Origin of the sequence: Bacillus sp. JCM 19034 (assembly GCF_001310635.1) — a bacterium.
In the GTDB taxonomy this organism is placed as follows: Bacteria; Bacillota; Bacilli; order Bacillales; family Bacillaceae_D; genus Halalkalibacter.
Genome location: NZ_BAXR01000002.1, coordinates 141,599 through 160,104 on the forward strand (window position 1 = coordinate 141,599; position 18,506 = coordinate 160,104).

Sequence of the window (18,506 nt, forward strand, 5' to 3'; positions counted from 1 at the left end):
GTTTAATAAAGGTTACGCCTTTCTCTTGTTCAAGTAACGGGCAGGTCAGTTCAAGAAGGAATTATATTACTTTTCCTAGAATTATTAGTAAAATTATTAGAATGTAGGTGGGTTTGTGAGTAAAATCATTGATTATTACAATAAATTTGATGAATGGGGACGACTTGATAGAGAACCTATTGAATTCCAAATAAATTGGCACTTTATAAAAAAACACTTACCTAAAACGGGATATATCTTGGATAATGGTGCAGGACCAGGTAAATATTCTATGGAACTGGCTAAAGAAGGATATAAGGTAACACTGACTGATTTAACACCAAGACTTGTTGAAATAGCTGAAAGTAGAGCACAAGAACTTGGTTTGGTGGGACAATTTAACGGTTTTTTTGCTGCTGATGCTAGAGAACTTAATATGATTAATGATGCACAGTTTGATGCTTCATTAATGCTTGGTCCTATGTATCATTTGCAGGAAGAAATTGACCGTATTAAAGCTGTAAAAGAGTTACATAGAGTTATGAAAAAGAATGGAATTGTTTTTGTTGCGTTTATGCCTAGAATCAGACATATCTTGACTTCACTTTTATATCCCGAAAATTGGAAACCAAATGATAATATGGATAATATCAAACAATTTTCTCATACTGGATGTTTTAATCATCAGGATGAGGGACGTTTTACCGGTGCCTATTACTTTAATATTGTTGAAATTGAACCATTTATGGAAGCACAAGGATTTGAAGTGCTAGAATTAATAGGTTCAAATGTAGGTGCTATTTTAAATAATGATAATTGGAATTACTGGAAAGACAAAGGGGAACAAGAATTTGAAAAAATAATAAAATTGCTTATTGAAAAGGCAAATGACCCCTATATCCTTGGAATATCCTCTCACTTACTTTACATTGGAAGGAAAAAAGGTTAATTCATATGTTCTTCAACTAACGTGTGCTTAAACGAAAGAAGGAGTTGTCGTAAAGACAGTTCCTTCGCTTATTGAAGTAACGAAGCAGTTTAGTTCAGGAAGGTTATTGTTTCATTCAACTACAATATGTATATAATGATCAACCCAAAACTAACATAAGGTGGATACAAAATGGATAAAAGAGTTCAATTCGACTTTGAAATCGAGTTTACGAATGGAGGCGGAATACAAGGGCAGGAATTTCGTCTTGATATTGAGGGAGAGGACATTACTGACGAAGAGTTAGCTAAGTATATCGTAGAGGATATGAGGTTGCTTATGGTTGGTGAAGTTAGAATACTTAACAAAAAATAATTAATGAAAAACATAAACGAAGACCTGCTGATGAGAAGTCTGAGCAATAACCTCAAGCAAAATATAAGAGAGAATCAAATGTTCCTTTTCGAACTGGAAAGATGAACTTTTTTAAAGGATTTAAGATTAAGCTGCCCAATAAGGTGGCTTTTCTTGTTCAACTATCGCTTATTGTGCTAACGGGACAGTTTGGTTTAAGAAGGTTTATTGTTTAGAAAGAGCGAATAGAATAAAAAATCTAATCTTTGGAGGGGGAAAAATGAATAAGTCTCCACTTATTAAAGGGAATAAAGTGTTTTTACGACAACCAATAGAAAAAGATTTTGACAGGTGACGATCTTTATGAACAAAATAATAATTTTATTAAAATTATGAAACAAGAAGGAAATGATATAACCTTAAAAACATTTGAAGGTATGGAGCATGGTTTTTTTAACTATGGTAGACATCAGAACGAGTATTTTCATATAACGAAACTTGAAATTGAAAAATATTTACAATCGATGAAAGTTATTTAGTAGCTAAAAGAAGAACGTGCCTTTCGCTAATAAAGTTTGTGAAGAAGTGTACTTAAAGTAACGGGTGCGTTAGTGCAACAAAATCAACCTCTGTTGTTGTGGTGGTATGTCAAAATCAAACAATATTTTTAAGGGCTAATTTTCTATAACTCACCGGACTTTGTACCCAAGGGCACTGTGAGAACGGATGTTATTGTACCAATTGATATAATCAAAAAGTTCAAGTTCAAGGTAGTTAAGGGAATGGAAGTACTCTCCATTGATTAGTTCCGTTTTCCAAAATCTTAAATGTCGCTTCTGCCACTGCGTTATCATAAGGGTTGCCTTTTTGACTCAATGAGCGCTCAATCTCAAATTCACTTAATAATGTCATCAATACCAACATTCTTAAACTCAGATCCGCGATCTGTATGGAATAGTTTCACATTCTTTAATGACCGATTAACCGTTGCGAAGACACGTTGAACTAGAGCTGCGTCTTTGCGTTTTCCAACACTGTGACCAACTATTTCTCTATTATATAAATCAATTAGAAAACAGACGTAGTTCCAATGCTGACCTACTTTCACGTACGTTAGATCACTGACCAATACAGACATCTCTTCAGCTACTTGGAATTCCTGGTCTAATACGTTACGAACAGACTCCTCATTAGGTTGGGATTTCATTGGTTTGTACGAAGGTTGTGCATACTTCGATGGAATTCCAAGCTCACCCATCAATCTTCCTATACGGCGTCTAGAAACGGTGTGACCTGCTTTTAAAAGTTCTTTTTTTATTTTACGTGTTCCATATACTTTGCGGTTTTCGTTAAAGATCTTCAGAATCTTATCATTTAATTCCTGTTCTTCTTTGGCCTTTTCTAGCTTCTTTTGAGTAGATACTTCTGTTACATGATAAAAGGTACTACGAGGGATTTTTAGGACGTCGCACATTGCTGATACCGAATAGCGGTCTCGATTTTTTTCGATAACGTCTATTTTCGTCCCATGATCAGCGCGGCTTGCTTTAAAATATCAACTTCCATTTCTAACATCTATAAGAATCTTAATGCAAGTAAATCTTACTACTGTGATAGTGACACGGAAGATATGAATTTGAGATATGCCAATTTTGCCTAGTTTCCATTAAGAGCGTGTTTATAATAGAAAAGACATGAGTTAACGTTACAATATTATCTTTTTGATAAATAAAAAGGAAACGAATAACACATGTCGAATCAATGAAAGCAATCATAAAAAATGCAATGATTCATATTGATGTAGTAGCTCTTTAGACCGTTTGCTGCATTGAGAAGAAGGTGAAAAGGTGTATAGGAAGGTTAAAGCTTATTATAATAATTTACGAATTAAGTATAAAATGTTTATCTTAATTTCAAGTGTAACACTTGCTTTTAGTACAGGAGGCCTTTTTATTTTGCAGTATGCCTATAATGCCTATAATGAGGAAATCTATCGACAATCTGCTCAATCATTAGGAGTTTCAATCAGTTCAATCGAAAATGAGTTAAGGAAAATGGAAGGACTTTCGTTTCAGGTTACAACTGATCTACTAATTCACAACTATTTGCGAATGTTAAACAATGATCCTTCGGACTACGAAAGGTTTATGTCTAGTTCGGAAATAAGAAAGCGTTTACTAGATGTCGGTGCATTAAATCAATATGTTCACTCCTTTCAAATTTATGATAACTATGATCGTGAACTTGCATCTGGTAACCAAATAGTAGCAGTTGGGGATGAGCGGTTACTAAGAATGAAAGAGGAGGCTGCAAATCAAAATGGAGGGATTACATGGATTCTTCCAGATGAAGAAGATCAGACGTTGGTTATTGCAAGAGAAATTCGTTCGTATTCTCCTTTAAGGTTAACCCTTCAAACATTAGGGTTAAGCACGATAAGGTTAGATATAGAAAGTTTAGTCGATAATTTCTCAAATAGCATGAGGGAAAAAGGGGCAGATTTAATGATTATTAATGAGGATGGAGAATTTATTTATCCAATAACCCCCCTTTTTCAGATCAATTTATTAGCAAAAGTATAGATGGACGCGAGGGATATCATTTAATTAAGGAGGATGGAGAGAGATATTTTGTCACGTATAATCAAGCACAGCATACGAATTGGACCTACATGATTGTAACACCGTATAGTAATTTATTTGAAGTCATTTCCGTCGTAAGAAATGCAGTCATTGTGACATATAGCCTACTCTTTATCGTTATTTTATTCTTAGGAATGAGATTTATAAGAAGTATTACAAATCCAATTGAACATTTAAATCTCAAGATGAAATCTGTCCAATCTGGTGACTACGATCAGCTCGATGATCACACTGATCTAAAATTCTCGAACGATGAGCTTGGGCAAATGCATGAAAATTTTAAGCAAATGATGGATCAAATTGAATTTCTAATGTCAGAGAATTATAAAAAAGTAACGATTATAAAAGAGACAGAGTATAAAGTATTACAAGCTCAAGTTAATCCACACTTTTTATATAACACGTTAGATACGATAAATTGGGAAGCAAAGGTAAATGGCATTATCGTATATCGAAAATGGCTGAATCGTTAGGATATATTTTAAGATCATCTATTAATGTAAAAGAATCGTTAATTCCTCTTGAAAATGAAATGAAAATTGTTGAAAGCTATCAGACTATTCAATCGTATCGTTTCGAGGAGCGATTAGATTTTCATATGGATATTTCAGAAGATTTATATACATGTCACGTGCCTAAATTTATGTTGCAGCCTTTAGTTGATAATTCAATTCGGTATGGTTTGCAGAAAATGATTGGCACATGTACGATTCTTGTTTCGGTACATCAAGATGGTGATCATTTAATATTTACAGTGGAAGATAATGGGGTTGGAATTGAGAATGAGCTTTTACAAAAAATTGTAAGCTGGGATTATGAATCGCAAGGAAATGGTATCGGTCTAAAAAATATACAGCATAGAATCCAAACATTATTTGGTCAAGAGTTCGGAATATCAATAGATAGTGAAGTTGGGAAAGGAACGACTGTAAGGATTAGATTACCAGTCATAAGGGGTGACCATAATGTACAAAGTGCTATTGGTCGATGATGAGAGAATGATATTAGAAGGGATTTCATCTATAGTCGATTGGCATTATCAAGGAGCACAGCTCATAGGTGCTGTTCGAAATGGAATTGAAGCGTTAGAATTTATGGAGCAAGAGGAGCCGCACATTGTTATTACGGATATAACGATGCCGGGGTTAGATGGCTTACAGTTAGTGGAAAGAGGTTCAGAATTATATCCGAATGTAAAATGGATATTACTTTCCGGTTTTAATGAATTTGAATATGCACAAAAAGCGATGAGTTTCGGTGTCAAGCATTATTTATTAAAGCCGTGTAACGAAGAAGTAATATCTCAAGCAATTAGAGAAGTTGTGTCTGAATTGGAAGAATGGGAAGAGCAGAGCCACTACTTAGATAAGGTGAAATCAAAAGTTGATCAATTGATTTGTGATGAAAAAGAACGGCTTGTGAGTGCACTGGTAAATGGTGAGACAGGACGGACTGTAAATATTGAAGCTATTATGAATTTATTAAATATTAATATGAAAGAATCCTTTCGTATCGTTTTAATAAGTATGATTGATCGCCATTGCCATCATTCTCAGGACCAATTATTAAACGAACTCGATTTAGCTTTAGGTGATAAAATAAAATGCTCTCAATTTCTTGATAAAAAGAATCTCGTCATCATTTACATCATGAACTTGTTGAGAGTAAGTTAGTAGAGTTGCTGTCCACTAACATACGCCCCATAAAAGGAGTTAGTGCAATTGCTATCGGACGTTTATGTTCTCTTCAAACATGTGCCTCCGTATATAAGAAAATGCATATAGTACTTGAAGAACAATTTTATAGTCAGGGACATTGCCCGATTATATTTTCCGATCAGTATACCTTTAGTGAAAATGATAGTGAGTATTATCATTATGACGAGTTGAAGCTTATACGTATGCTAAAAGCAGGAAATATTGAAGAAGCACTAGTAGAGATTGAATACTTATTAAATCGAATGAAGGAACAACGTTTAATACCAGGTTTAGTGAAGTCATATTTTACTCATTTATATTTATCCATTGTGAAAAGGAATGTTTCATTTTCTAGTAAAGATCGTATTGAGGCGATGGTATCAATTGAAAATATAAAAGCTATTCATGAATTTATTCCTTTATTTAAGGATCTTTTTACTCGCTTTTATTTAGTAAATAGCAAAGAGAAAAGCAAAACATACTCGGAAGTCGTAGAAAAGATGCTGGTAATCGTTGACGAGAATTTAGGAAATCCGAATTTAACATTACAATTAGTAGCAAAGCAGCTTTATATGAATGTTGACTATTTAGGAAAACGCTTTAAAAGGGAAATGAATGTTAAGTTCTCAACGTATGTGACAAACAAACGGATTGAGAAAGCTGTTGAAATGATTGAGGAAGAAAATGATATTCGTGTATTTGAATTAGCTGAACGGCTAGGCTACGGTGATAACCCTCAATACTTTAGTCAACTATTCAAGAAAATTACCGGATTAACGCCGTCCGATATTATGAAATATTCATAGACTTTAGGATGGGGTTGTTCCTAAAGGTCAAAGACTGACCTTTGGGAACAGCTCCATTTTTTCGAGAAATATTCATGCAAATAAGACAAGATAACTGTTTTTTAAATGTCTAGTTTTTGAACAATGAAGTCGGTTTTTTATCTAATGGCATAGCTTGAGTATTTGCTATAGTGTAATTGTAATCGCTTTCAATATTAAAAGGGGGTATTACTTTATGAAAAAGTGGTTTGTATTACTTATTGGGTTATTTCTGACGGTGATGATTGTTGCATGTTCAGACAGTAATGACGATGCTTCTGGTGAACCAGACACATCTGGAGACAATGAACTCGTAGAGGATAATGGTGAGGGTGCAACTGGAGATCAAGAGGAGATTACACTCCGTATTGCTTGGTGGGGGGATCAGACACGACACGATTTAACAAATGAGGTTATTGAAATGTTTACGGAGCAAAATCCACATATTAAACTTGAACCCGAATATGCAAGCTGGGATGATTATTGGCAACGATTAGCACCTCAAGCAGCTGCAAATGAACTGCCAGACATTATCCAAATGGATACATCACGATTTACACAATATGTCGAGAATAATCAGCTAGCCGATTTATCTTCTTTTATTGGTAATCAAATTGATGTTTCGAATATAGCCGATACAATCGTATCCGGTGGATCAATCAATGATGGTATTTATGGCTTTAATTTAGGTGTTAATGCAGTTGGGTTTCACTATAACCCAAGTCTATTAGAAGAGTTAGGTGTTGACGAGTTACCGGAAGATTGGACTTGGGATGATTATTTAGAGATTTCCGAAAAAGCGGCTGATGCAGGAGTTTATTTTGATACAGGTATGCAGGCAGATGTCTTTTTCCATTACTACTTACGAACACAAGGTTATGAATTATACGGCGAAGATGGCGGTTTAGGTTATGATGACGATCAATTATTCATCGATTTCTTTTCAATATTACAAGGTCAAGTTGAAAAGGGAATTACACCGACACCAGATTATTTAGCACAATTAAGCGGATTTGAAGATGACCCGGTTGTAAAAGGAGAAGGAGTTGGAATTTGGCAATGGTCGAATCAATTTGTTGGATTACAACAGGTAGCTGGAGAGCCATTTAAAATGCATCCAATGCCAGGCCCAGGGGCATCAGACGGTTTATTCTTAAAACCTAGTATGTACTTCTCAATCTCTGAAAATTCAGAGCATAAAGAAGCGGCAGCAAAGTTTATTGATTTTTGGGTTAACGATATTGAAGCAAATAAAATTATTTTAGGTGATCGTGGAGTACCGGGATCGTCTGTTATTAAGGAAGAATTAGCTAGCGAAGTATCAGAAGCACAGGCACAAATTTTTGAATACATTGAGTGGGCTGAACAAAATAGCTCTGATATGGGTCCTCCTGATCCTCCTGGAGCTGGTCAAATCATTGATTTACTAGATAACTTAGCTGAAGAAATGGCTTACGGTCAAGTAACACCTGAGGATGCCGCGGAACGCTTTAGAGCACAAGCTGAAGGTATATTAAATTAAGTTATCATAAAGGTCACTGAATAGATTACCAATCTGTTCAGTGCCCTTTAAAGATTTACTGTAACTTAAAGGCTAGCAATGTATAAGGAGACGATTTACGAGTGATATAAGGTAATCAACAAACTTAGCATACTAGCAGAAAGGAGATGAGTAAATGAACATTCGGCTTCGAGAAAACATTTGGGGATATTTATTTATCTCGCCGTTCATTATTGGATTTTTAGCATTCACGATTCTACCGATGGGTTCATCATTTTACTTTTCATTTACTCAGTATAATTTGTTTTCACCCCCTGAATGGATCGGGCTTGAGAATTTTACAACAATGTTTACTGATGATGCAAGGTATGTGAAATCACTGACAATTACATTTATATATGTTTTTGGTGGTGTTCCATTGAGACTAGGCTTCGCCCTTCTTGTGGCGATGTTGTTAAATGAAGGCTCAAGAGCAATTGGGTTATATCGGACGTTATATTATTTACCATCTCTAATTGGAGGAAGCGTAGCCGTAGGGATTATGTGGCGTAATATTTTTGGTGATGACGGTATTGTAAACTTAGGGCTCCGTTTCTTTGGATTAGATGGAATTGCTTGGTTTGGAAACCCAACTGCAGCTTTATGGATGCTTATTTTCTTATCGGTTTGGCAGTTTGGTTCATCTATGCTGATATTCTTAGCAGGTTTAAAGTCGATTCCTCAAAGCTATTATGAAGCGGCAAGTGTAGATGGGGCAAACTTCTTACAAAAGTTTAGATCAATTACGTTACCGATGCTAAGTCCTGTAATATTATTTAACTTAATTATGCAAACCATTGCTGCGTTTATGACATTTGTCCCTGCCTTTATCATTTCAAAGGGTACAGGTGGACCGCTTGATGGTACATTACTATATTCTCTCTATTTATTTAAGCAAGGTTTTGAGTTTTTTAATATGGGTTATGCCTCAGCTATGGCTTGGGTTATGTTAGTAATCATTGGTCTATTGACAGCTGTCATTTTCTTTAGTTCTAAATATTGGGTTCATTATGAATCAGAAGGAGGGAGATAGCAAAATGCGTGTATTTACACCAAAGTGGTTCTTATATCATTTACTTGTTGGCGGTTTTGCGATTCTCCTGCTATATCCTGTTATTTGGTTATTAATGAGTTCGTTTAAAGTAAGTGAACAAATATTCATTACCGCAGATTCATTAATCCCCGACCCTTTTATCATTAACAATTATATTCAAGGCTGGGAAGGGTTTGGAGGACTGCATTTTGGCGTCTTTATAAAAAATACGGCTGTTTTCGTTATTTTAACTTTGATTGGACATTTAATCTCGTGCTCACTCATTGCCTATGGGTTTGCTAGATTAAAGTTTGCTGGTCGTTCGTTTTGGTTCGGAGTGATGATCTTTACATTATTATTACCGTATGAAGTCGTTATGATCCCACAATACATTATATTCTCAGAACTTGGATGGTTAAATTCGTTGAAGCCATTAGTTGTTCCAGCTTATTTTGGTCATCCATTTTTCATCTTTTTACTCGTACAATTTATTCGAACGATACCTAGAGAATTAGATGAAGCGGCGACGATTGACGGTTGTAATACATTTCAAATTTTTTACCGAATCATTCTTCCGCTTATTACACCGGCTTTAGCGACTTCGGCTATTTTCTCATTCTACTGGACGTGGGATAACTTACTAGGGCCTGTTCTTTACCTTAATAGTCCGAGTAAATATACTGTTTCATTAGCATTAAATATGTTTTTAAGTAACGAGACAGTATCGAACTGGGGAGCGATGTTTGCTATGTCTATCGTATCGCTTATACCTGTTTTTGTTGTTTTCTTCTTCTGTCAGCGCTATGTCGTAGAAGGAATAAGTACAAGTGGATTAAAAGGGTGATGGATTAGAGCTAGTCTCGATAATAATCACAAGCAAAAAGGGGGGACGTGGTGTGGTTGCGTTATTAAGAGGATTAGAGTGGTTTACGAAGCTAGTGTATTTAAACTTCTTATGGGTTATTTTTTCTATTCTAGGATTAGGTTTGTTCGGTTTTTTCCCTGCAATGGCAGCAACATTTTCAGTTGTACATCAATGGATGAATAAGAATACTGATATGTCTCTTTTTAAAGAATTTTGGCGTGCATATAAGATGTATTTTATTAAAAGCAACGTATTAGGATATTGTCTAGGTGGTATGGGGGTCGTGTTAGTTATTGATCTTTTTGTATTGAATTCATCTCAACATGTCTTTCTTCATTATCTAAGTATTCCACTTGCTGTTCTTGTTTTTTATATAGTTTAATGCTTTTTTATGTCCTGCCTACGCTAATTTGTTTCGAACAAATACCGATGCTCAAAATCTTAAAAAACTCCTTTCTTACGATGGTTATTAATCCATTACCAACATTCATAATGGTAATAGGAACATTTGGTCTCGGTTATTTACTATTTCATTTTCAAGCATTAGTACCGATTTTAAGTATGAGCTTGTTTGCTTTCATCGTAATGATGCCTGCTCGTCGGGCAATTGAAACGGTTCAAACTAAAAAGAGCAGTGGAATGATAAAAATCATCAGAGTGAGGCCTTAAGTCGCAAATAGGGAAATGAATTTACAAGGAGATATTAGATCTTATTTCGATATTACTAATAAGGGTTGTTCCATAGCGAGATTAACTTTTTGGAACAACCCTTATTTAATGGTATTTGATTTATTCTTTTGACCAACGATCAATTAAAACATTGATTGCTCCATCACCAGTTACATTTGTAGCCGTACCAAAGCTATCTTGTGCCATGTATAGGGCGATCATTAGACCAATTGCCGCTTCATGAAACCCTAGGACGGAAGTTAATACACCTAGTGCAGCCATAATTGCACCACCGGGTACTCCTGGGGCTGCAACCATGATAATACCAAGCATGAAAATAACATATACCATTTCTAAGAAAGTAGGCTGAGTAAGCTCTGGCTCATCGCCATAACGGCAACTGCACACATAATAATGGTAATGACACTACCTGATAGGTGGATTGATGCACAGAGAGGAACACCGAAATTCGCTACACTTTCCTTTACTTTGTTTTGCTTAACTGATTTTAATGTAACAGGAATGGTAGCTGCACTACTCATGGTTCCGATTGCTGTAAAATATGCGGGTAGCATATTTTTATTAAGGCAAAAGGATTCTGTTTTGTGGCAATTCCCGCTATCGTATATTGAATGATCAACCAAACCCAATGTATGACAATCGCTAAAAGAAGGACAATCCCAAATACTTTTAATGTTTCAAAAACCGTTCCTTCCGAACCAAGTTCTGCGAACACACCAGCAATATAGAAAGGTAATAGTGGGATAATGACTTTTGCTATCACAAGCTCGATGATGTTCTTCCCTTCATCAAAGATGTTTTTCAACCATTCCCCTTTAATCTTTGTAATCCCTATCCCAAAGACAAAAGCTGTTACTAGTGCAGTTACGACTCCCATAAGGGGAGCGATTTCCATTTCTAAATAAGGTTCTAAAGCACTGCCTTCATTAACGGCTTGATTTTCAGTTGATAAAAACGGAATAACAGTCATTGCGACAAAAAAGGCTAGAAATCCAGCTAACAGTGTTGATATATAAGCTGTACCAACCGTTTTTCCAACTAATTTACCCGAGCCTTTTCCAAGACCAGCAACACCACTAGCAATGAAGAAGAGAATAATAAATGGAATGATGAAATTGATAAAACTACCAAAGATAGCTTTAATCGTAATAAGGATCCGAATTAAGAACTCAGGACCGATTAGACCTATCGTAACCCCTAAAATAATACCTAGCAGTAATTTAAAGATAAGTTTCATATGATTAGCTCCTAACAAAAAAATGTTCATTTGAAAAAAACAAATGTATATTCTCATTCTACATAAATAAAAGTGATTCTCAATAGTTCTATGTATATTCGGAATTGTAAATATATTTGGAAGATTGAAAGTATAAAGGTTTTACAGTTTGTCCATTTAAATATAATATCAAGTTAAAACTTGAAAGTTATGAAGAATATAGTAGGATTAATTTATAAAAGATGATGAGGTGTTGGTTGAATTGATTGAAAAACTGATGAAGTATCCGCCGTGTTGTCATATATTCATGAACACCTCTATGAACCATTAACTCTAGCACAATTAGCTGGTCACATATCATATAGCCGTTACCATTTCGCCCGATTGTTTAAAAAAGCGACTGGCTTGTCACCGCTTTATTACGTTTCCTCACTTAGACTTCAAAAAGCGAAGGACTTACTTTTACATACAAATCTAAGTGTTCGTGATATTGGTATGGAGATTGGTCAACAAAGCCTAGGCACTTTTACAACTCGTTTTACAGAAAAAGTCGGACTAACCCCCGTACAATTTCGCCATTCATGCGAGAAAGTAAGTGAACAAATGGAATTATTGCAACAACTTAATGTTTGGAGAGATGAGAGCTCTTTTTCTAATCCTTATTTAAAGGTAGAAGGAATGATTGATTCAAGTGAGCAGTTTGAAGGATTTGTATTAGTTGGGTTGTTCGCAAAGCCGATTCCAGAAGGGCTTCCGTTGTATGGGACGTTACTTTCTAATGTAGGTACATTTTCTTTTATCGATGTTAAGCCCGGAATCTACTATTTAATGGCTACTTCTATCCAGTGGGGGATGGCAGCAGCAGATATTTTACTTCCTCATACAACATTACGGGCAAAAGATAATCAGCCGATTGTTATTACTGGTGAACGACATGTTCATTATAAAAGGCTTACGCTCCGTCCTCCTAAATTGGAGGACCCACCAATACTGATTTCTTTACCTGTTTTAATGAATCGGTTTCTACAACGAGAAATTTAATAGAAAGCTTTTGTACACAGTATTACCAGCTTCTTGAAGGCACTTTTGAGATTGGGGTTAGATCACTCAATTACTAGTAATTATAACTATAGTCAGTAATTTAACCGTTTATTTATTTAAAGCTTATCTACGTTAAGGCCAGTATCACCAACAGCAAATATTTGAAATAACGTAAAAATGCCTTTGAGAATCAATTTCTCAAAGGCGTTTTGTCTACGGTCTAAAGTCAATAATAAGGCTTTAGTATCTTTAATTATATAGGAAGTTAGATGACTCCTTGAGCGATCATGCATCAGCGACTTTCTTGAAGCCGGCAATATTAGATCCGGTAACTAAGTTACCAGGCACGCCATATTCGTTAGCGGCGTTCATACTATTTGTATATATATCTTTCATAATTTTTTGTAATTTAAGATCAACTTCCTCAGCAGTCCAAGACAATCTTGCACTATTTTGTGCCATTTCCAGAGCCGAAACAGCAACTCCCCCAGCATTAACTGCTTTTGCTGGTCCGAATAATACTTTATTATCATGGAATAGATCAATTGCTTCTAAAGTAGAAGGCATATTTGCTCCTTCACCAACAGCTTTCACACCATTTGAAATCAATGTGCGAGCTGAAGCCTCATCAATTTCGTTTTGTGTTGCACAAGGAAGAGCAATGTCACAAGCAATATTCCAAATATTAGTAGAACCTGCTACGTATTCAGCATGCGGATGTATGTTTACATATTCGCTAATACGCTTTCTTTCAACCTCTTTTAGTTGTTTAACGGTTGCAAGATCAATTCCGTTTGGATCGTAAATGTAACCATTTGAATCACTACAAGCTACAACTTTTGCTCCTAACTGTGTTGCTTTTTCAATCGCATAGATTGATACATTTCCTGAACCTGATACAACAACAGTACTTCCTTCAAATGATAATCCATGGTCTTTAAGCATTTCATCAACAAAATAGACTGTTCCATAGCCTGTAGCTTCTGTTCTTCCTAGACTTCCTCCGTAATTTAACCCTTTACCAGTAAGAACACCTGCTTCGAATCCACCACGCATCTTCTTATATTGACCAAAAAGATAGCCGATCTCACGAGCACCTACACCAATATCACCAGCGGGCACATCAACATCTGGTCCGATATGCTTGCTAAGCTCAGACATAAAGCTTTGAGCAAAACGCATAATTTCTAAATCAGACTTTCCCTTCGGATCAAAGTCTGATCCACCTTTTCCACCACCGATTGGTTGATTCGTTAATGAATTTTTGAAAATTTGTTCAAAACCTAAAAACTTGATAATACTTGCGTTAACAGACGGATGGAAACGAAGTCCACCTTTATAAGGTCCAATAGCACTATTAAATTGAACTCGGAAACCTCTATTGACTTGAACTTTTCCTTGATCATCGACCCATGGAACTCGGAACATGATTAAACGTTCTGGTTCAACAATTCGATCAAGAACACCAGATTCAATATATTTTGGCTCTTTTGCCAATATAGGAATTAATGAATACAAAACTTCTTTAACAGCCTGATGAAATTCAGGTTCATTTGGGTTACGTTTAATTATTGTTTCATATAAGTCACGAACGTAAAGTTCAGCCGCGGCTGATTGCGGACTTTTTTCTAAAATAGCCATAAAATACACGATCCTCCGTTAATAAAATTGCTTATAAAGTTAACATTTCTGATAGTGTGTATTTTATTATTACGAAAGGGGGGCGAACAATACAAAAAATAGATGATTCTAATGCTGAAATGATATAAAATACAAAAAGGAGATAATAATAATCTCAAAGTGATATGAAATGGTAATGAAAGGGGATTGTTAGAGCGGATCAAAAAAGTGGACTGATTGTAACTTAGATGGGGTGTTCTACTAGAAAACCCCATCTATATGAGTCGTTCTTAATGGTTTCCTCCATAAATGATTTTGTAACGAGAGCTATATTTTTTATTAACTTCTTCTATTTTTTGTTGTAGCTTTTCTTCTAATAGAACAGGTTTTACATATTCCTCATGGATAATTTCCTTTTGCCAGTTGTTCCATTCTTTATTAGACATCATTAATCATCCTTTCATGAAGTTCTTTAGAATAAGTTATATTATTGAATTAATAGTTGATTTTAACAGTATAGAGTGTCATGATAGAGTAGAAAAAATGTGAATACTCAGTATATTAGCAATATTATGAAGTATTTATGTTTACTATATTGCTTTCTTTTATTGTTTGGATAAAAAACTGTATTTCAAAAATGATATTGTTGTTATGAACTATTCTATAACTGAGTAAACAATCTGATCAATATAAATAAAAGATAAGATTAATGCTTTTATGAGATGAAAGAGGGGTATAGATGGAATTAAGACAACTGAAATATTTCATGGAAGTAGCAAAAAGAGAACATATGACGGAAGCTGCGGAAGCGTTACATGTTGCTCAATCTGCAGTAAGTAGGCAAATTGGTAATTTAGAGGACGAGTTAGGGGTAGACCTATTTATTCGTCAAGGTAGAAGGGTGAAGCTAACCCCGCTTGGCCGAATCTTTCTTGAAAGAACGACAGAGGCCATTAAATTAATTGAAAGTGCAACAAGGGAAGTAGAGGAGCATTTAGAGCCTGAGAAAGGAACAGTTCGAATAACGTTCCCGATTAGTATGGCTGCTTATACGTTACCAACTGCGATTTCAAGGTTTCGCGAAAAATATCCGCTAGCGAAATTTCAATTAAAACAAGGAATTTATTACGATTTAATTGAAGATGTTATCAATGGCGAATATAACATGGCTTTATTAGCTCCTGTACCAGAGGATGAAAGGGTAAATGGCTATACGTTATTTAGTGAAGAGGTTGTTGCGATCGTACCAAACAACAATCCTTTGTCAAATAATAAAGTGTTAACATTAAAGCAATTAGAGCACGAGCAAATCGTTGTTTTACCAGAGGGCATGTATTTTCGCGAACTAGTTATTAAAGCATGTATTGACCAAGGCTTCTATCCAAAAATTTCGTTTGAAGGGGATGATGTTGATGCATTAAAAGGACTCGCGTCTGCAGGTTTAGGCATAACACTTCTACCAGAAGTAACGGTAGTTGATAACATTCCTCACAATACAACGAAGGTTAGAATTAGAAATCCGAAGCTCGTTAGAACCGTGGGAATCATTACTCCTAAAGAGAGACAACTTCTTCCGACTGAACGTTTATTTTTTGAATTTCTGAAAGAATTTTTTGAAAATAAAGTAAACTTATAAAACGTTTAATGGTAAAATACTAATATAATTTATTTATAAGGGGTTGAAGATGTATGTCAGAAGAACAACGATTAAATTTGGAAACGCTAGCAATTCATGCCGGACAAGAAATTGATCCTACAACTAACTCAAGAGCTGTTCCTTTGTACCAAACGACATCTTATGGGTTTAATGATTCTGAGCATGCTGCTAATTTATTTGCTTTAAAGGAATTCGGAAATATTTATACGCGTATCATGAATCCAACGACGGATGTGTTTGAAAAACGGATAGCTGAGCTAGAGGGCGGGCAGGTGCTTTAGCTACTGCGTCTGGACAAGCAGCGATTACATATTCTATTTTAAATATCGCCGGAGCAGGTGATGAAATCGTATCTGCTTCAAGCTTATACGGTGGGACGTATAATTTATTTGCCCACACGTTGCCGAAGCTAGGGATAACTGTGAAATTTGTTGACCCAAGTGATCCGAATAATTTTAGTGAAGCTATAACAGCTAAAACAAAAGCGATTTTCGCTGAAACAATCGGCAACCCTAAAGGTGATGTATTAGATATTGAAGCAGTTGCAAAGATTGCACATGCTCAAGGAATACCTTTAATCGTTGACAATACGTTCCCAAGTCCATACTTATTACAGCCGATTAAGCATGGTGCTGATATTGTCGTCCATTCCGCTACGAAGTTTATAGGCGGTCATGGAACGTCTATCGGTGGAGTTATCGTTGACAGTGGTAAGTTTGATTGGAAAGAAAATGATAAATTCCCAGGATTAACAACACCTGATCCGAGTTATCATGGTGTCGTTTATACCGATGCGGTAGGACCTATTGCATATATCATAAAAGCACGAGTCCAGCTTTTACGTGATATGGGTGCAAGTATTTCTCCTTTTAATTCATTCTTGCTCATCCAAGGGTTAGAAACACTGCACTTACGTATGGAGAGACATAGCGAAAATGCATTAGCTGTTGCTAAATTCCTTGAAAATCATGAGAAAGTTCAATCAGTGAACTATGCTGGTCTTGAAAGCCATCAATCTTATGAGTTAGGTAAGAAGTATATGCCAAAAGGAATAGGAGCTATATTAACATTTGAAATAAAAAGGTGGCGTGGAAGAAGGGAAAAAGTTCATCGAATCAATGAAGCTGTTCTCCCATCTGGCGAATGTTGGAGACTCTAAATCATTAATTATTCACCCTGCGAGCACGACACATCAACAATTAACCGAAGAAGATCAGCGTGCAGCTGGTGTCACACCGGGAATGATTCGTTTATCAATTGGTACTGAATCAATTGAAGATATTTTAAATGATTTAAAAAATGGTCTAGCATCTATTTAATTGCACTAGTTTATAAGCACAGGAGGCGAAAGCTTCTTGTGCTTTTTTGTAATTTCATTATCCAGAAAATACGTATAAGCATAAAAATGCAAAGAGCGTTATGATTGATCACAAAGGAGGAGTCGCTTTGAGTGTATTTGCAGGTTATCGAATTACTAGTCAATTCGGTTGGAGAACACATCCAATTCGAGGCGGTCGACAATGGCATACAGGTATTGATTTAGTAAAAGCACACCAAGCCCCAATAGAAGCCTTTACGGAAGGGGAAGTTTTGTTTGCTGGGATGGGGCAAAGAGGGTCTGGTTTTGGTGGTTATGGAAACGTCGTATTTATTAGAGATAAAAATAACCGAGGACAAGTATATGCTCATTTAGATAGCATTGCAGTGAAAGTCGGTCAGCAAGTAAGGAGAGGACAAGTAATTGGTCGTCAAGGTGCTACTGGAGAAGTGACCACTTCCCATCTTCACTATGAAGTAAGAAAAAAAGCTGAGTCATCAACGCCCTATGGCTGGCGAGCAGATCGTGTAAATAACTGCTTAGATCCAACAGAGTATTTACAACGTTTTTATAATACGACACAAAATATAGACCGATTATTAACTCCTAATCGTTTGAATACAGGTCCTGCTGTTCGTAAAATTCAAAATCAATTGTTAGCTGTAGGTGAGTCATTACCGCGTTATGGTGCCGATGGGACATTTGGACCAGAAACAGAACGAGCCGTGAGATCTTTTCAATCGAGGAGAAATATTACAGTTGATGGAATTGTTGGCCAGGAAACGAGAGCTGAATTAGCAAGGATATTGCCAATATATAGAAGATTGATATTATTAAAGAGACCATATATGAGTGGCCAAGATGTTCGTGCTGTTCAACGTGTCGTTGGAGTAGCAGATGATTCTATTTATGGTCATCTCACTGCAAATGCCGTTCGTCGCTATCAGCAGAGCTACCAGTTAGCAGTCGATGGAATAGTTGGTCCAAGAACTTGGGGGCATATGTTTTAATTAAAAATCCCGATTTCCTTTTCATGGGAATCGGGAATGTTTTGTTATTAATCCCAGACTAGAATTTAAATGTTCAGAATAGTATTAATATG

The 18,506-nt window shown here is 35.8% G+C and carries 17 protein-coding genes and 4 pseudogenes; 16 read left to right on the forward strand and 5 right to left on the reverse strand.

Going from position 1 to position 18,506, the window contains the following annotated elements; translation table 11 throughout:
• Positions 1-115: 115 nt before the first annotated feature.
• Both JCM19034_RS04245 and JCM19034_RS04250 read left to right on the forward strand, forming a co-directional pair.
• Positions 116-928 carry a bifunctional 2-polyprenyl-6-hydroxyphenol methylase/3-demethylubiquinol 3-O-methyltransferase UbiG gene (locus JCM19034_RS04245; RefSeq protein WP_062047585.1) on the forward strand — a complete coding sequence of 271 codons (813 nt, stop codon included), beginning with the start codon at positions 116-118 and terminating at the stop codon, positions 926-928.
• A 171-nt stretch (positions 929-1,099) separates the two neighbouring features.
• Positions 1,100-1,332 (forward strand): annotated as a pseudogene (locus JCM19034_RS04250) (cyclase).
• A 618-nt stretch (positions 1,333-1,950) separates the two neighbouring features.
• Here the strand turns inward: JCM19034_RS04250 and JCM19034_RS24615 are convergent.
• On the reverse strand, positions 1,951-2,115 hold the full coding sequence (locus tag JCM19034_RS24615) for an IS3 family transposase (RefSeq protein WP_082393727.1): 165 nt from the start codon (positions 2,113-2,115) through the stop codon (positions 1,951-1,953).
• Between the two features lie 41 nt (positions 2,116-2,156).
• Entirely contained in the window at positions 2,157-2,780 is a 624-nt protein-coding gene (locus JCM19034_RS04260; protein ID WP_156323871.1) for an IS3 family transposase, read from the reverse strand.
• Positions 2,781-3,108: 328 nt separating this feature from the next.
• On the opposite strand from JCM19034_RS04260, the gene JCM19034_RS04265 reads away from it, so the two are divergent.
• The 10 genes from JCM19034_RS04265 (at position 3,109) to JCM19034_RS21540 (ending at position 10,531) form a co-directional block, all read left to right on the forward strand.
• A complete protein-coding gene (locus JCM19034_RS04265; protein WP_062047589.1) occupies positions 3,109-3,843 on the forward strand; it encodes a cache domain-containing protein in 735 nt (244 codons plus the stop codon).
• Between the two features lie 89 nt (positions 3,844-3,932).
• Entirely contained in the window at positions 3,933-4,376 is a 444-nt protein-coding gene (locus JCM19034_RS23925; RefSeq protein ID WP_062047591.1) for a sensor histidine kinase, read from the forward strand.
• Positions 4,361-4,894, forward strand: a complete 534-nt coding sequence (locus JCM19034_RS23930) for a sensor histidine kinase (protein ID WP_062047593.1) — start codon at positions 4,361-4,363, stop codon at positions 4,892-4,894. Before JCM19034_RS23925 ends, JCM19034_RS23930 begins: the two co-directional genes overlap by 16 nt.
• The gene (locus JCM19034_RS04280; RefSeq protein WP_062047595.1) at positions 4,869-5,576 is read left to right on the forward strand and encodes a response regulator; all 708 of its coding nucleotides are present in this window, start codon (positions 4,869-4,871) and stop codon (positions 5,574-5,576) included. Before JCM19034_RS23930 ends, JCM19034_RS04280 begins: the two co-directional genes overlap by 26 nt.
• A gap of 101 nt (positions 5,577-5,677) precedes the next feature.
• Positions 5,678-6,406: a helix-turn-helix transcriptional regulator gene (locus JCM19034_RS04285; RefSeq protein WP_062047597.1), complete on the forward strand. Its 729-nt coding sequence runs from the start codon at positions 5,678-5,680 to the stop codon at positions 6,404-6,406.
• A 214-nt stretch (positions 6,407-6,620) separates the two neighbouring features.
• The gene (locus JCM19034_RS04290; protein WP_062047599.1) at positions 6,621-7,946 is read left to right on the forward strand and encodes an ABC transporter substrate-binding protein; all 1,326 of its coding nucleotides are present in this window, start codon (positions 6,621-6,623) and stop codon (positions 7,944-7,946) included.
• A gap of 154 nt (positions 7,947-8,100) precedes the next feature.
• A complete protein-coding gene (locus JCM19034_RS04295) occupies positions 8,101-8,997 on the forward strand; it encodes a carbohydrate ABC transporter permease (protein WP_062047601.1) in 897 nt (298 codons plus the stop codon).
• Between the two features lie 4 nt (positions 8,998-9,001).
• Positions 9,002-9,841: a carbohydrate ABC transporter permease gene (locus JCM19034_RS04300; protein WP_062047603.1), complete on the forward strand. Its 840-nt coding sequence runs from the start codon at positions 9,002-9,004 to the stop codon at positions 9,839-9,841.
• A gap of 52 nt (positions 9,842-9,893) precedes the next feature.
• Positions 9,894-10,244: a YesL family protein gene (locus JCM19034_RS04305; RefSeq protein ID WP_062047605.1), complete on the forward strand. Its 351-nt coding sequence runs from the start codon at positions 9,894-9,896 to the stop codon at positions 10,242-10,244.
• Between the two features lie 47 nt (positions 10,245-10,291).
• Entirely contained in the window at positions 10,292-10,531 is a 240-nt protein-coding gene (locus JCM19034_RS21540; RefSeq protein ID WP_156323872.1) for a hypothetical protein, read from the forward strand.
• A gap of 120 nt (positions 10,532-10,651) precedes the next feature.
• Here the strand turns inward: JCM19034_RS21540 and JCM19034_RS04310 are convergent.
• Positions 10,652-11,789 (reverse strand): annotated as a pseudogene (locus JCM19034_RS04310) (dicarboxylate/amino acid:cation symporter).
• 270 nt (positions 11,790-12,059) lie between these two features.
• Here JCM19034_RS04310 and JCM19034_RS04315 point away from each other — a divergent pair.
• The gene (locus JCM19034_RS04315) at positions 12,060-12,809 is read left to right on the forward strand and encodes a helix-turn-helix transcriptional regulator (protein WP_062047608.1); all 750 of its coding nucleotides are present in this window, start codon (positions 12,060-12,062) and stop codon (positions 12,807-12,809) included.
• Between the two features lie 265 nt (positions 12,810-13,074).
• Here the strand turns inward: JCM19034_RS04315 and gdhA are convergent.
• Positions 13,075-14,450 (reverse strand): annotated as a pseudogene (gene gdhA, locus JCM19034_RS04320) (NADP-specific glutamate dehydrogenase).
• A gap of 269 nt (positions 14,451-14,719) precedes the next feature.
• Complete coding sequence (locus tag JCM19034_RS21545; protein WP_156323874.1) at positions 14,720-14,875, reverse strand: hypothetical protein; 156 nt, start codon at positions 14,873-14,875, stop codon at positions 14,720-14,722.
• Between the two features lie 293 nt (positions 14,876-15,168).
• On the opposite strand from JCM19034_RS21545, the gene JCM19034_RS04325 reads away from it, so the two are divergent.
• From JCM19034_RS04325 to JCM19034_RS23935, 3 genes and pseudogenes are all read left to right on the forward strand, one after another.
• Positions 15,169-16,065, forward strand: coding sequence for a LysR family transcriptional regulator (locus JCM19034_RS04325; protein ID WP_062047609.1), 897 nt, complete (start codon positions 15,169-15,171; stop codon positions 16,063-16,065).
• 53 nt (positions 16,066-16,118) lie between these two features.
• Positions 16,119-17,405: pseudogene (locus tag JCM19034_RS04330) on the forward strand (homocysteine synthase).
• 127 nt (positions 17,406-17,532) lie between these two features.
• Positions 17,533-18,414, forward strand: a complete 882-nt coding sequence (locus tag JCM19034_RS23935) for a peptidoglycan-binding protein (RefSeq protein WP_062047611.1) — start codon at positions 17,533-17,535, stop codon at positions 18,412-18,414.
• The last annotated feature ends 92 nt before the right edge of the window (positions 18,415-18,506 follow it).

Bases quoted from the DNA above. Each gene is read 5' to 3' on its own strand.
- JCM19034_RS24615 (WP_082393727.1), bottom strand. From the start codon at position 2,115: ATGATAACGCAGTGGCAGAAGCGACATTTAAGATTTTGGAAAACGGAA.
- JCM19034_RS23925 (WP_062047591.1), top strand. From the start codon at position 3,933: ATGATTGTAACACCGTATAGTAATTTATTTGAAGTCATTTCCGTCGTA.
- JCM19034_RS23930 (WP_062047593.1), top strand. From the start codon at position 4,361: ATGGCTGAATCGTTAGGATATATTTTAAGATCATCTATTAATGTAAAA.
- JCM19034_RS04280 (WP_062047595.1), top strand. From the start codon at position 4,869: ATGTACAAAGTGCTATTGGTCGATGATGAGAGAATGATATTAGAAGGG.
- JCM19034_RS04285 (WP_062047597.1), top strand. From the start codon at position 5,678: ATGCATATAGTACTTGAAGAACAATTTTATAGTCAGGGACATTGCCCG.
- JCM19034_RS04290 (WP_062047599.1), top strand. From the start codon at position 6,621: ATGAAAAAGTGGTTTGTATTACTTATTGGGTTATTTCTGACGGTGATG.
- JCM19034_RS04295 (WP_062047601.1), top strand. From the start codon at position 8,101: ATGAACATTCGGCTTCGAGAAAACATTTGGGGATATTTATTTATCTCG.
- JCM19034_RS04300 (WP_062047603.1), top strand. From the start codon at position 9,002: ATGCGTGTATTTACACCAAAGTGGTTCTTATATCATTTACTTGTTGGC.
- JCM19034_RS21540 (WP_156323872.1), top strand. From the start codon at position 10,292: ATGCTCAAAATCTTAAAAAACTCCTTTCTTACGATGGTTATTAATCCA.
- JCM19034_RS21545 (WP_156323874.1), bottom strand. From the start codon at position 14,875: ATGTCTAATAAAGAATGGAACAACTGGCAAAAGGAAATTATCCATGAG.
- JCM19034_RS04325 (WP_062047609.1), top strand. From the start codon at position 15,169: ATGGAATTAAGACAACTGAAATATTTCATGGAAGTAGCAAAAAGAGAA.